This window comes from Gallalistipes aquisgranensis (genome assembly GCF_014982715.1).
GTDB lineage: Bacteria > Bacteroidota > Bacteroidia > Bacteroidales > Rikenellaceae > Gallalistipes > Gallalistipes aquisgranensis.
Genome location: NZ_JADCJY010000001.1, coordinates 1,284,428 through 1,298,095 on the forward strand (window position 1 = coordinate 1,284,428; position 13,668 = coordinate 1,298,095).

The window sequence follows — 13,668 nt, forward strand, 5'->3', positions numbered from 1 at the left end:
ATGCTATGCCGCTTTCATCCGCTCACGGATAAGGTTGGCGTTCTTGTTCACAAGGTCTATGATGCGCTCGTGATATTCGGTGTCCTGGTTGTGCTTGCCGTGGCACTGCACCACTTCGAGGGTTCGCAAGTCCACCTCTACGGTTTCAATAATCTCATCGCCAATCCTTGCCGATAGTATGAGGGTGTCGGCTTTCTTGTAGTATCCACTGCCAAACACGCAGATGCCCTGCGTCTTGCCCTCGTTGTAATACTCGTCTATGCTTTCAAGCACCTTGACGATTATTTCCTCGTCCGTGATTACCAAGCCGAAGAATTTGGATTTGTTGGCGATGAAATCCTCCGCATCTTTCTTTCGTTGGAGTTGTCGCTGTTGCTCACGCTCACGCCTTTCAATCTCCCAACGGCGTTGCTCTGCGGCTCTTTCCTTCTCGTGTATGGCTTCAATTTTTCGGGTTGCGTTGTCGTGTGCCGCCATGAAATCTTCGGGACAGATGTTCTTCGGGTTACGGAGGTCTTGACCGAGTTTTTTGAGCATACGCAGATAGTCGCACCACATTGAGAGGTTGTCTATCTGATACTTGTGACGCTTGGCAATCAGATATGATGCCCAACATTCATCGGCAGTACGGGTATTGAAAAGAAAGTGTTTCATGACCTCAATCTCACCGCCTTTCATAAGGGTTTCAATTCTTGGGTCTGAAAGCAAGGCTTTGAAAAGACGCACGGGGGAGATGCCGTGGAAATCGCCCTTGAAGCCGTTACGTCTGAGTTGGGGCAATATCCTCATCTTTGGATATGCACAGCTTCTTGCCACCACATCATCGTATAGGCTGTTGTGCGGTCTTACCTCCATATCGCTGCCTAATGCCCACACATCGCAATAGCAGAAAAGGAAGCCACGGAGCAACGCCATGTCCGTAACCTTGCCGTCGGGTGAAATCCAACGCTGCACGACCTCGTGGCAGTAGAAACGCATCGGTTCGCCTTTCCTGCTCTCGCATCTGACCTGCGCCACGCGGATTACCTGATACCCTTTGCAGGTGGTTATCACGCTGAAATTCTGCGTTTCCTTGTAGATGCGTCTGCGTGTGTCCTGCACTTTGAGTTCGGCATGGCATTTGGGGCAGGTGCAGCCTTCAAGGGTGTCGCATAGTCCGCTGTCGCTGTGCCACTCGTGACCGCAGTCGGAACAGGTGATGTTCCCTTTCTTGGTGCGGTAGCCGATATGCTCAACGCAGTGGCGGTATGCCCAATCTATTTGTGTCGCTGATATGGGGCGAAGGTTGGCGGAAAGTCTTGCCACCTCTTTCTGTATCTTGGTCTTCGGTTTCATAAGCCTAAATCAAATAATGAGGGTTGGGGTTGGTTTTCTTTTCTCGCTGACGGTCTGTGGCGGTTCTGCAACTTGCGGAGTTCCTCCTCTTGGTATTTGCGGACAGCGTTCTGACGTGCCTCCGCCTTTTCCTCTGCCGTGAGTTTCACAACGTGGTTCACAACCACTTGGCAGTCCATCGGTTTGCCCACCTCTATCTCGTTTTCCTCATAGTAGTGGATGGCTTGCCCGAATATCTCTCCGTCCGTGAAACCGTTGCAACCGCTTTTCTGCACATAGTTCAGAATGTGGGTCACGCACTCGTCCATGTTCTTGGCAGGGTTGCGGTACTTCTTTGCAAATAGCGCATCTTCCTCCGCACGCTGTTCCAAGTACATATATATCGTTCTCTTGAAATGGTCTGTTCCTTTCATATCGCTGTCATTTTTAGATTATCTGTTTCAGTATCTCTCTCCAATAGGTCGGCTCTACCTCGCTGAGAAGGAAGTCCATGAAATCCCTCCGTGCGTCCTTGTTCAGTTCGTGGTACAATCTTCGGAAAGTTTCAAAATTGCCGTTGATGTACGTTTCCACCATATACACGAAGATGTTGTCCACCTCGTAATATCTGCACTGCTGCGCTGCCGTCTTGCTGTTTCTTTTTGCCATGTCGGTAAGGGTTAAAGGGTGAATAACCAAAGGATGAAGCCAAAGAAGGCAATGGTGGAAAGGATAGCCACGATTACACCTATCGCCACTCGGAACACTCCGTTTACAATCTCTCTGATGATGCCCCAAAGGATGCCGAACACCCCGAAGGCGGTGCGCATCATCAAGCCGCATATCGCCAACCCGATGTGTTGCGCCATTTGTCTGAAATTTGCCGTTGCCGTCATATCTTCGCTGTTTTTGATTTTTTTGTTTTTAATGCGGATTCAAGAGCTGAGGGAGTTGAGTTTCAAACTATCTTATCTGCCTCTCGTTTATCCGACATTTTTTTTATGCGTCTTTCTGTCGCATCGGTCGTTTTCGTTTCGGGTGCTTGAAAAGGTAGGGATTAGGGAATGCAAGGTTTTTCGGTCAAAATACTACCCGCAGGGCTGGAGATTTTTACCGAAAACAGGAGGCTTGACCTTGCTTTCCCGTCCAATCCCGGAATTACCTTTGCGCCCAGAACGAAAATGACTGACTGATGCGGCTTACTGAAAGGCGCAAAATGGAGGTAAACGAAAACAGAGGCAGATTGTGTAGAAAAAAACTTCAGGGGAAAATCCGTAAAAAAAAGAATCACCAAAAGGAAAAAGACATCACCGGAAGCGTGAAAAGGGCAAACCACAACAAAGGAAGTATGATTGTTTCCGATCCGACGGAACTTGTTCAGCCGGGTGGCAACAATCATTCTTCCCGGTTTGTCCGGCTGTGTGTGGGCGCCTGTTTCATTCATGGGGCAGGCTGACACACTCTGCATTCACTTTCCGCTTCCGGCAAAAGAGACAGCGAAAAAAGAAAAATCATTTGAAAACCCGTAAAAGCACCTCTTGGCATAGGCGCAAAAGAAAGGGGCATTGCTTCATCTGTCTAAACATCGTTTAGGCGTGAGGCAATGCCCTTTTCTCCAGCTATGCGGTAGTCGGCACACGTTTGTTCCAAACTCGTTTTGGGCAATGGTGTGCCGACGGACAATACCGCTTTTACGGAAAATTCTTATGAATGAGGGGATAAAAAACGGGAGTTTATATCAAAATCTCGAATTAAATAGCTACTTTTGCATACGAAGAGTTCTTTGAAGGTTACGCAACGCGCAGAAGGATAATGCAGTAGATAACTAACTAAATCGTAACCTATTACTATCAAGAGCAATTAACCTACGCTCATTTCCAATAAATTACACTCTTTTCGTAACTTCACATCGCAAACAAATCCCGTTTCCCCATGGACATCATCGAACTGCGCGACTTCTGTCTCTCCCTTCCCCACGCCGAGGAGGCCACCCCATTCGACGAGACGACGCTGGTTTACAAGATCGGCGGCCGCATATTCGCTCTCACCGACATGGAAGACTCCGGCCGCATCAATCTCAAATGCGATCCCGACCGGGCCATCGAACTGCGGGAACGCCACCCGGAGATCGTTCCCGGATGGCACATGAACAAACGCCACTGGAATACGGTGACAACCGACGGGGACCTCCCGGACGAAATGGTGCGGGAGATGATCCGCGACTCCTACCGGCTCGTATTCCGCTCCCTGCCCCGGACCGTACAGCGGGAACTGGCCGCTCCGGAAAACGGAGAGACTCCCTGGAACGGATAAGGTTCCGGACGGGCATCCGTCCCTCCCCGCCTTCCGTGACGTCCTTTCCGTATCTTCGGGCAGGCTTTCGCATCCCGTGTTCGGGAAAAGACCCGATAAAGCGACAAAAAGGACATAATAATCTGGAAAGTTTGCCTACTTTTGGCCCATTGCAAAGAAACGATGGTCTTCCCGCCTTCCATACGGCCCCTGGCGGTCGTCCTGCTCCTGCTTCTGAGCTGGAACGGCACGGCCCAAAATACCCGTGTGCGCGGACGCGTGACGGACGCCTCCACCGGAGCCCCCATCCCCTTCGTCAGCGTCCTGTTCACGGGTACGGCCACAGGCATTCCGACCGATACGGAAGGCGTCTACTCGCTCGAAACCCGCGAGGCGGTGGACAGCGTCACGGCCACGCTGGTCGGCTACCGCATCCAGACCAAACCCGTCGTGCGGGGAGCCTACAACGAGGTGAATTTCTCGCTGGAACCCCTCTCCGTCGACATCGGAACAGTCACCGTCACTCCGGGTGAAAACCCCGCCCACCGGCTGCTCGACAGCGTCAGCCGCCACAAGGAGAGGAACGACCCCGGTCGTATCGAACGCTACACCTGCGACACTTATACAAAGATGGAGCTGGCCCTCTCCGGCCTCAAGCCACGCTTCAAGAACAAACGGCTCCAGCGCGAATTCGGGTTCGTCTTCCGCCACATGGACACTTCGGCCGTCACAGGCAAAACCTACCTGCCCGCCATGATCTCCGAGACGATGGCCCGCAAATACCACCGCCGTTCACCCGCCCTCACCCGCGAAGTGATCTCCGCCTCGCGCATGTCGGGCTTCAGCGATGACCAGATACTGGCCCAGTTTTCCGGGCAGATGATGATCGACGCCAATTTCTACGAAAACACCATCGGCCTGTTCGACATCCGCTTCACCGGTCCTCTGTCCGAATCGGGCCGACTCTTCTACCGCTACTTTCTGGTGGACAGCACCGCCGTCGAAGGACGAAAAACCTACAAGATTCGTTTCCACCCGCGCAGTCTGGCCACTCCCGTACTCGACGGGGAGATCAACATCGACTCGGCCACCTATGCCCTGCGATCGGCCCACGTCCGCATGCCCCGGGGAGTCAACGTCAACTGGATCAAACACCTGGTTCTCGACATGGAGAACACCCGGATCAACGACACGCTCTGGTTCCGCAAAACCGACCGCATGACCGCCGAATTCTCCGTCGCCCTGCGCGACTCCTCGAAACTCGCCTCGTTCATCGGCCGCAGGGAGGTGAACTACCTGAACCCCGATTTCGTCTCCGACATCCCTCCCGAAGTGACCGGTCTGCGGCAGAGCGTGGCCGTCGAGGAGTTCGACTACGACCGCACTCGCTGGGATTCGCTCCGTCCCTACGCCCTCAGCGAACGGGAAAAGGCGATCTACTCGATGGTCGATTCCGTGCAGAACGTTCCGCTCTACCACAACATCTACACGCTGATAAAGACCGTCGTGGGCGGTTACTACGAAACGCGGTACGTGGGTTTCGGCCCTTACTACAAGATACTCAGCTTCAACGATCTGGAAGGAGTACGCTTCCAGTTGGGCGCACGCACCACCTCCGATTTCAGCCGCAGGATACGCCTTACGGGCCATGTGGCCTACGGCACGGACGACGAACGCGTCAAGGGGGGAGGCTCCGTGGAACTCGCCTTCCGCCGGGGCCTCACCCGTAAGCTCACGCTCGGCTACAAACACGATGTGGTGCAGCTGGGTGCCGGGACCAATGCCCTCACCGAGAGCAACATTCTCAGTTCGGTATTCTCCCGGGGCGACGAACGGCTCTCGATGGTCGACCACGCCCGCATCGGCTACGAGCATGAATGGTTCCACGGCTTCTTCACCTCGCTCGAAGCCGACACCCGCCACATTTGCGGCAACCGGTTCGTTCCCATGTTCTCGCCCGAAGGGACCCCGATCCGGGCGGTCAACAGCTTCTCGGTCGGAGCGGGTATCCGCTTTTCCTGGGACGAAAAGATCGTACGACGGCCGTTCGACAACTACTTTCTCGGGACGAAATACCCGATTCTCGCCCTGCGCTTCACGGCAGGCATTCCCGGAGTCATGCCCGACGATTACGAATACTACCGGATCGAGGGCGGTCTCCAGTATCGGCTCAACCTTCCTCCGCTGGGCTTCTCACGCCTGCGAGTGGAAGCGGGCCGCCTGTTCGGCACCGTACCTTACCCCCTGCTCAAACTCCACGAGGGCAACGGCACCTACTTTTACGACCCCTACGCCTTTTCCTGCATGAACTTCTACGAATTCGCCTCGGACAAATGGGTTTCGTTCTTCTACGAACATCACTTCAACGGCATCCTGCTGGGCCGCCTGCCCCTGCTGAAAAAACTGCACTGGCGCGAAGTGCTGATCTGCAAGGGTGTCTGGGGCAGCCTCGATTCAGATCGTCACAAGTCCGCATCCGCCAGCCAGAACCTCATGCGCTTTCCGGAAGGCATGGGATCGGTGGACAAACCCTATCTGGAACTGGGCACTGGCATCGAAAACATTTTCCGGGTCGTCCGCCTCGACTTTATCTGGCGTCTCACGCACCGCCACCCCACCCCCGGCCAGAAAATCCAGAAATTCGCCGTCAACGTAAGCTTCGGGCTCTCGTTCTGACGCGTCCCCCTACGGAAACGATGCGGGGCGTTCCATCGGTATCCGGAACGCCCCGCGAAAAACACTCGCTCAGCCCTATCTTACCATGCGAAAAGCGGATAGTCGGCCATCAGTTTCTGTACCTCGCCCCTGACTTGGGCCACCACGGCTTCGTTATCGGGATCGGAAAGCACGCGGTCGATCATGTCCACGATCACCTCCATCTGGGCCTCTTTCAGGCCGCGGGTGGTGATGGCAGGCGTGCCGACCCGGATACCCGACGTCTGGAACGGCGAACGCGTATCGAACGGCACCATATTCTTGTTGGTCGTGATATCGGCCTGCACCAGCACCTGCTCGGCCTTCTTGCCGGTCAGTTCGGGGAATTTCGTACGCAGGTCGATCAGCATCAGGTGATTGTCCGTTCCGCCCGATACGATCTTATAACCGCGTTTTACGAAAGCGGCGGCCATGGCTGCTGCATTTTTCTGCACCTGTTTCTGATACTCCTTGTAGGAGGGTTCCAGCGCCTCGCCGAAGGCCACTGCCTTGGCGGCGATCACGTGCTCCAGCGGTCCGCCCTGAATACCGGGGAACACGGCCGAATTGAGCAACTGCGACATCTTCTTCACCTCACCCTTCGGCGTGGTGTATCCCCACGGATTGGGGAAATCCTTGCCCAGCAGGATCACGCCTCCGCGCGGCCCGCGCAGGGTCTTGTGCGTGGTCGAAGTGACGATATGGGCGTACTTCACCGGATTGTCCAGCAATCCGGCTGCGATCAGCCCGGCCGTATGGGCCATGTCGATCATCAGCAGGGCCCCCACCTTGTCGGCGATCTCGCGCATCCGTTTGTAGTTCCATTCGCGGCTGTACGCAGAGGCGCCGCCGATAATCATCTTGGGTTTGTGCACTTCGGCCAGACGCTCCATCTCGTCGTAATCCACCAGCCCGGTCTCTTCGTTCACCTTGTATCCAACGGCCTTGTAGAGCATACCCGAGGTGTTGACGGGCGAACCGTGCGAGAGGTGGCCTCCGTGCGCCAGATCCAGCCCGAGAAACGTGTCTCCGGGCTTCAGCACCGCCGTAAAGACGGCCATATTGGCCTGGGCACCCGAATGAGGCTGCACGTTGGCATATTCGGCACCGTATATCTCCTTGAGCCGGTCGATAGCCAGCTGCTCCACCTGGTCCACCACCTGGCATCCCCCGTAGTAGCGGGCACCGGGATACCCCTCGGCATATTTGTTGGTCAGTACGGAACCCATGGCCTGCATCACCTGGTCGCTCACGAAGTTCTCCGAAGCGATCAACTCGATCCCGTGGAGCTGGCGCTGACGCTCCTGCTCGATCAGGTCGAAGATTTTGGTATCTTTCGTCATATTCGAAAATGTGTTATGTATATAAATTGTCGGATTAGAGTAGCCTTTCGGCGGGTAAAGGTACGAAAAAAAGCGGCAAAAGAGGAAGCGGGACATCCCTTTTCCGGCAGATTTTGAAAAAAGTACCGCATTTGTCGGGGAGTTCTCCCGAAAAATGCTAATTTTGCGATACTTTAAACTTTCATTAAACCTCTGAAACATGAAATTACTCGAAGGAAAAGTTGCGGTCGTCACAGGAGCCGCCCGCGGAATCGGCAAGGCCATCGCCCTGAAATTCGCCTCGGAAGGGGCCAGCGTCGCCTTCACCGACCTCAATATCGACGATAACGCCAAAGCCACCGAACAGGAGATCGCCGCCTTCGGCGTGAAGGCCAAAGGCTACGCCTCCAACGCAGCCAATTTCGAAGATACGGCCAAAGTGGTCGCCGAAATCGTGAAGGATTTCGGACGCATCGACATTCTGGTCAACAATGCCGGCATCACCCGCGACGGACTGATGCTCCGCATGAGCGAACAGCAGTGGGACATGGTCATCAACGTCAACCTCAAATCGGCATTCAATTTCATCCACGCCGTCGCTCCCGTCATGGTGAAGCAGCGCGGCGGCAGCATCATCAACATGTCGAGCGTGGTGGGCGTATCGGGCAACGCCGGACAATGCAATTACTCCGCCTCGAAGGCAGGCATGATCGGTCTGGCCAAGTCGATCGCCAAGGAGCTCGGCCCGCGCGGCGTCCGTGCCAACGCCATCGCTCCCGGATTCATCATCACCGAGATGACCAATGCCCTGCCCGATGAGGTGAAGGAGGGGTGGTACAAGCAGATTCCCCTGCGCCGGGGTGGTACGCCCGAGGATGTGGCCGGTGTAGCCACGTTCCTGGCCAGCGACCTGTCGGCTTACGTGAGCGGCCAGGTCATCCACTGCTGCGGAGCCATGAATTGCTAAACATTTCCGTAACAGAAAAACGAAGGTGCCTGATTTTCGATCAGGCACCTTCGTTTTCTTTGAGGCGAACGGACGGTTCACGGAAAACGGACCGTCTTACCCTTGCCAAAACGAAAGGCAACGTTCTACGGCCTCACCCTCCGACACCGGATCGGGAACGGCCTCCCCGAAAAAAGAGGTTCCTATCCGCAGCCTCCCTCCTTTTACCTCCCGGGTCCAGTTTCCGGCCACCCGACCGCCGACGAGCACCACCGGCCGGAAAATTCCCCACGCGTTGAAAGCCCGCGCCCGGTAACAATCGTCCAGCACGTCGCTCCGGTCCTTATACCCGATCAGATACTGGTCGTAGGCCGGAAGCAGGAGCACCCCACCTCCGGAAAGTCCGCCACCGCGGCAGGAGTCATGTACCAGCCATTCCCGCCCTGCGGAGCGTTCACGGACCAGGCTATCTCCCAGAAGAGCCACCGCTTCGCGGGCTTCGGTCAGGGAAAGTCCCGACCACCAGAGGAAATCGGCCAGCGAAGCCGGTGCATGACTGCGGAAATAAACTTCGGCCAGACGGGCCAGCGCCTCTTCCCGGGAAAGCAGCGGCATGCGGGGCACCCGTTCATCCAGCAGAGCGTACGTGGACTTCCCGTCCCGGTCCGGTCCGCTGCATACGACTCCGTCCGTCTCGGCCCGCATCAGATAATAGGTCACATGCAACGGTGTGGCCGCTATTCCGGCCCGTCCCAGCTCTTCCGCGATCTCCGCCTTCGTCCGGTGACGGCCTCCCTCGAGTGTCCGGGCGATCAGATCGTTGCAACGGGCAAACATCCGCCCCGAAATATCCTGACGATGGCTGCGGACCAGCGAATCCACTGCCGAGCGAATACGCCGGGCAGACAGCGCCGCCATCCAACGCACGTCTTCCGCAGCCACATAATGCCAGGTCGGACGCAGCATATGCATCCGGATGATCTTTCCCTCGTCCGCAGCACGCCGTACGCCGTTCAGCGTCCCGTCCTGCAGGCGCATTCCCACGGCCCACCGGGCCATGTCGCGGTCCTGTGCCTGCACGGCCCCCATCCACGCGACCAACTCTTCGGGTCGCACGCACGGGGAATCCGCAAGCCGTTGGGCCCGCATCCGCATACCGATTATCGTTTCCCGTTCCATATCTCCCCTCCGCGGACTTCCGACCGCCGATCTCTGATTTTCTGATTTCCAATGCCGTTTTCCAAAAAAGAAGCGAGGCCGGATTCTGTCCGGCCTCCGCGTTCTTTCGGATATTTTTCGCCTCCTGCGGACCGGTTATGCCTTGCCGGCGCTGCCCAGTACACTCTCGCACTTATGCATGTAGAGCTTTTTGAGCCAGTCGCGGGCGGGACCCAGGTATTTGCGCGGGTCGAACTCGGCCGGCTTCGTGGCGAACACCTCGCGCACGGCAGCGGTCATGGCCAGACGACCGTCGCTGTCGATGTTGATCTTGCAGACGGCCGACTTGGCAGCCTCGCGCAGCTGCTCCTCGGGAATACCCACGGCATCCTTCACGGCACCGCCGTATTTGTTGATAATAGCCACCATATCCTGCGGTACGGAACTCGATCCGTGCAGCACGATGGGGAACCCGGGCAGACGCTTCTCGATCTCTTTCAGAATGTCGAAACGCAGGGGGGGCGGAACCAGAATACCGTCGGCGTTACGGGTGCACTGTTCGGGCTTGAATTTGTTGGCCCCGTGCGAAGTGCCGATCGAGATGGCCAGCGAATCGACACCCGTGCGCGACACGAAATCCACCACCTGGTCGGGCTCCGTGTAAGTGTGATGCTCGGCTTTCACGTCATCTTCGATACCGGCCAGCACGCCCAGTTCGCCCTCCACGGTCACATCGTACTGATGCGCATAGTCCACGACTTTCTTGGTCAGGGCGACATTCTCCTCGTAAGGCAGATGGCTGCCGTCGATCATCACCGACGAGAACCCCATTTCGATACACGACTTGCACAACTCAAAGCTGTCGCCGTGATCGAGGTGCAGCACGATGGGAATGTTCTTGCCCAGCTCCTTGGCATACTCCACGGCACCCTGGGCCATGTAGCGCAGGATGGTCTGATTGGCATACTTGCGGGCTCCGCTCGACACCTGCAGGATCACCGGCGAAGAGGTCTCCACACAGGCCTGGATGATGGCCTGCATCTGCTCCATGTTGTTGAAATTGAAAGCCGGGATCGCATACCCGCCCTTGATCGCCTTGGCGAACATGTCCCGAGTGTTCACCAAACCTAATTCCTTGTAAGATACCATAATTTATGTCCGTTAAAGGTTTTTTAAATTTTTTACAAAAATAATCATTTTATTCATTCACGGAAATCCGCCGGACGTTTTTTTATCAAATAACCGGAATCAGGTCACTTCCCATCCGCACGGTCTTTTCCGACCGCCGCACCTCCGTCCATAACGGACACCGGCAGGACGCTCCGATGCGGCCGGCGAAACATCGCCCCCCTTTCCGCACAAATCCCAGAAAAACGGAATCCCGCCACTTCCGAAACACACGGAATTCGTTTATCTTTGCATACACATCAAAACAAACGTCCGATGAATCCTATCGAAACAGAAAGGCTGATACTGCGACCGTTTACCGAGCAGGACGCAAAAGCCCTGCTCGCCATTCTCGGAGACGAGAAAGCGAACACATTCCTGCCCATGTTTCCCCTCCGGAACATGCAGGAAGCACGGGCCTACCTCCGGAACAAACACCGGGCGATCGACTCGGGACAAACACTCCTGTATCACGCCGTCTGCCGGAAAGACGACAACATTCCCGTGGGCTATATCCAGGTAAGCGGCGACGAGAGTTACGACCTGGGATACGGACTGAGAAGAGACCTCTGGCGCAACGGAATATGTTCGGAGGCATGCCGGGCAGTAATCGACGGGCTGAAACGAACCGGCCACCCGTACCTCACAGCCACGCATGACGTAAACAATCCGGGGAGCGGGAAAGTCATGCAATCCGTCGGCATGACATACCGGTACTCCTACGAAGAACTGTGGCAACCCAAGAATTTCCCTGTCACGTTCCGGATGTACCAAATCAATCTGGACGGGCAGGAGAACAGGGTTTTTCGAAAATACTGGGACAAATATCCCGTCCATTTCATAGAACGGGACATCCCCGGAACGATGAATCCGGAGTGATCCTATTTGAACCGGTTTCATTTGTACGTTCGGAGAATTATCGTACCTTTGTATTCTGAAAGAACTGACCGACGGAATAGTACCGCAATCGCCGGAAAGCGAACGGTAGTGAAATGTCGTTTCCGATCTTTCGAAACCCGGTCACGACCGATAAAAGCCGATTTTTCAACCGGCCGCTCCGACCGGAAAAATCCGAGATAACAAAACTATAAAGGACTAAACCGTAACTACCATGTCGGAATTCAAGTATCAGGAGCCGTTTCCGCTGGGCGAAGACACCACCCAGTACCGCCTGCTCACCAAAGAGTACGTGAAAGTGGTCGAATGCGACGGCCGCAAAATCCTCCAAGTCGATCCCGAAGGACTGGCGCTTCTCTCCCGCGAGGCTTACGCCGACGTATCGTTCTACCTGCGTGCCGCCCACCTGCAGAAACTGGCCGACATTCTCAAGGACCCCGAGGCATCGGACAACGACCGATTCGTGGCCTACACCATGCTCATCAACCAGGTCGTGGCCGCCGAGGGCGAGCTTCCCACCTGCCAGGACACCGGTACGGCCATCTGCATCGGCAAGAAGGGCGAAGACGTCTACACCGGGGCAAACGATGCAGAATACATCACCCGCGGAGTGTACGAGACCTATCGTGACCGCAACCTGCGCTACTCGCAGGTCGTGCCTTTCTCTATGACCGACGAGAAGAACAGCGGCAACAATCTGCCCGCACAGATCGACCTGTACGCCACGCCCGGCCGCCAGTACAGTTTTCTGTTCATCACCAAGGGCGGCGGATCAGCCAACAAGACGTTCCTCTACCAGCAGACCAAAGCGCTGCTGAACGAAGAGTCGCTCACCAAATTTTTCAAGGAGAAGATCAAGGACCTCGGCACCTCGGCCTGCCCGCCCTATCATCTGGCCGTCGTGATCGGAGGCACTTCCGCCGAGGCCAACCTCGCCGCCGTGAAAAAGGCGTCGGCGGGTTACCTCGACCACCTGCCCACCAGCGGCAACGAGGGGGGGCGCGCGTTCCGCGACCTGGAATGGGAGGCCAAGCTCCTGAAGATATGCCAGGAAAGCGGTATCGGCGCCCAGTTCGGCGGCAAATATCTGGTTCACGACGTACGCGTGATCCGCATGCCCCGCCACGCGGCCTCCTGCCCCGTGGGAATCGGGGTAAGCTGCAGCGCCGACCGCAACATCAAGGCGAAAATCACCGAAGACGGCATTTTCCTCGAACAGCTCGAAAAAAATCCGGCCCGCTTCCTGCCCGCCACGGCTCCCGGCATGAAACCTGCCGTGGAGATCGACCTGGACGAGGGCATGGACAAAGTGCGCGAAATCCTCTCGAAATACCCGATCAAAACGCGCCTCAATCTGAAAGGCACCCTGATCGTAGCCCGCGACATCGCCCACGCCCGCATCAAGAAGATGCTCGACGAAGGAAAACCGATGCCCGAGTACATGAAGAAGCACCCCGTCTATTACGCCGGACCGGCCAAGACACCGGCAGGCATGCCCTCGGGCAGTTTCGGCCCCACCACGGCCGGCCGCATGGACCCCTACGTGGACCTGTTCCAAAGCCACGGCGGGTCGATGGTGATGGTCGCCAAGGGTAACCGCTCGCAGGAAGTGACCGATGCCTGCAGGAAACACGGGGGATTCTACCTCGGCTCGATCGGAGGTCCGGCGGCGATTCTCGCCAAGGACAGCATCAAGTCGGTCAAGGTGGTCGACTTCCCGGAGTTGGGTATGGAAGCCGTCCGCAAAATCTACGTGGAGAACTTCCCCGCCTTCATCATCGTGGACGACAAAGGCAACGACTTCTTCGCCGATTTCAAGCATTAGAAAACCCGGAAGAAAACCTTCCGTCCGAAAAAGAGACGCCCCACGAAAATTTT

Annotated in this window: 13 protein-coding genes; 5 read left to right on the plus strand and 8 right to left on the minus strand. The window is 56.2% G+C overall.

Annotated elements, in window-relative coordinates; translation table 11 throughout:
* Positions 1 to 3 precede the first annotated feature (3 nt).
* From INF32_RS05055 to INF32_RS05075, 5 genes are all read right to left on the minus strand, one after another.
* Positions 4 to 1,335 carry a PcfJ domain-containing protein gene (locus INF32_RS05055; RefSeq protein ID WP_004291532.1) on the minus strand — a complete coding sequence of 444 codons (1,332 nt, stop codon included), beginning with the start codon at positions 1,333 to 1,335 and terminating at the stop codon, positions 4 to 6.
* Positions 1,332 to 1,748, minus strand: a complete 417-nt coding sequence (locus tag INF32_RS05060; RefSeq protein ID WP_004291533.1) for a PcfK-like family protein — start codon at positions 1,746 to 1,748, stop codon at positions 1,332 to 1,334. Before INF32_RS05060 ends, INF32_RS05055 begins: the two co-directional genes overlap by 4 nt.
* Before the next feature lie 13 nt (positions 1,749 to 1,761).
* Positions 1,762 to 1,983, minus strand: coding sequence for a hypothetical protein (locus tag INF32_RS05065; RefSeq protein ID WP_004291534.1), 222 nt, complete (start codon positions 1,981 to 1,983; stop codon positions 1,762 to 1,764).
* Positions 1,984 to 1,994: 11 nt separating this feature from the next.
* Positions 1,995 to 2,210, minus strand: a complete 216-nt coding sequence (locus INF32_RS05070; RefSeq protein WP_004291535.1) for a hypothetical protein — start codon at positions 2,208 to 2,210, stop codon at positions 1,995 to 1,997.
* Positions 2,211 to 2,371: 161 nt separating this feature from the next.
* The gene (locus INF32_RS05075; RefSeq protein ID WP_009126113.1) at positions 2,372 to 2,758 is read right to left on the minus strand and encodes a hypothetical protein; all 387 of its coding nucleotides are present in this window, start codon (positions 2,756 to 2,758) and stop codon (positions 2,372 to 2,374) included.
* A gap of 488 nt (positions 2,759 to 3,246) precedes the next feature.
* Here INF32_RS05075 and INF32_RS05080 point away from each other — a divergent pair, with 488 nt between their 5' ends.
* Positions 3,247 to 3,627 carry an MmcQ/YjbR family DNA-binding protein gene (locus INF32_RS05080; protein ID WP_226387284.1) on the plus strand — a complete coding sequence of 127 codons (381 nt, stop codon included), beginning with the start codon at positions 3,247 to 3,249 and terminating at the stop codon, positions 3,625 to 3,627.
* Between the two features lie 162 nt (positions 3,628 to 3,789).
* Positions 3,790 to 6,282, plus strand: a complete 2,493-nt coding sequence (locus INF32_RS05085) for a DUF5686 family protein (RefSeq protein ID WP_226387285.1) — start codon at positions 3,790 to 3,792, stop codon at positions 6,280 to 6,282.
* An 80-nt stretch (positions 6,283 to 6,362) separates the two neighbouring features.
* Here the strand turns inward: INF32_RS05085 and glyA are convergent, their stop codons facing one another.
* A complete protein-coding gene (gene glyA / locus INF32_RS05090) occupies positions 6,363 to 7,643 on the minus strand; it encodes a serine hydroxymethyltransferase (protein WP_226387286.1) in 1,281 nt (426 codons plus the stop codon).
* Positions 7,644 to 7,842: 199 nt separating this feature from the next.
* Here glyA and fabG point away from each other — a divergent pair, with 199 nt between their 5' ends.
* A complete protein-coding gene (gene fabG, locus INF32_RS05095) occupies positions 7,843 to 8,589 on the plus strand; it encodes a 3-oxoacyl-[acyl-carrier-protein] reductase (RefSeq protein WP_226387287.1) in 747 nt (248 codons plus the stop codon).
* Between the two features lie 96 nt (positions 8,590 to 8,685).
* Here fabG and INF32_RS05100 read toward each other — a convergent pair whose 3' ends face one another.
* Complete coding sequence (locus INF32_RS05100) at positions 8,686 to 9,747, minus strand: winged helix DNA-binding domain-containing protein (RefSeq protein WP_226387288.1); 1,062 nt, start codon at positions 9,745 to 9,747, stop codon at positions 8,686 to 8,688.
* A gap of 135 nt (positions 9,748 to 9,882) precedes the next feature.
* Positions 9,883 to 10,875 (minus strand): class II fructose-bisphosphate aldolase, encoded by a 993-nt coding sequence (locus INF32_RS05105; RefSeq protein ID WP_226387289.1) that lies wholly within the window; start codon positions 10,873 to 10,875, stop codon positions 9,883 to 9,885.
* Between the two features lie 294 nt (positions 10,876 to 11,169).
* Between INF32_RS05105 and INF32_RS05110 the strand changes: the two genes are divergently transcribed.
* Together INF32_RS05110 and INF32_RS05115 are read left to right on the plus strand one after the other, a co-directional pair.
* A complete protein-coding gene (locus tag INF32_RS05110) occupies positions 11,170 to 11,772 on the plus strand; it encodes a GNAT family N-acetyltransferase (protein WP_226387290.1) in 603 nt (200 codons plus the stop codon).
* A 232-nt stretch (positions 11,773 to 12,004) separates the two neighbouring features.
* Complete coding sequence (locus INF32_RS05115) at positions 12,005 to 13,615, plus strand: fumarate hydratase (RefSeq protein ID WP_226387291.1); 1,611 nt, start codon at positions 12,005 to 12,007, stop codon at positions 13,613 to 13,615.
* Positions 13,616 to 13,668: the final 53 nt, after the last annotated feature.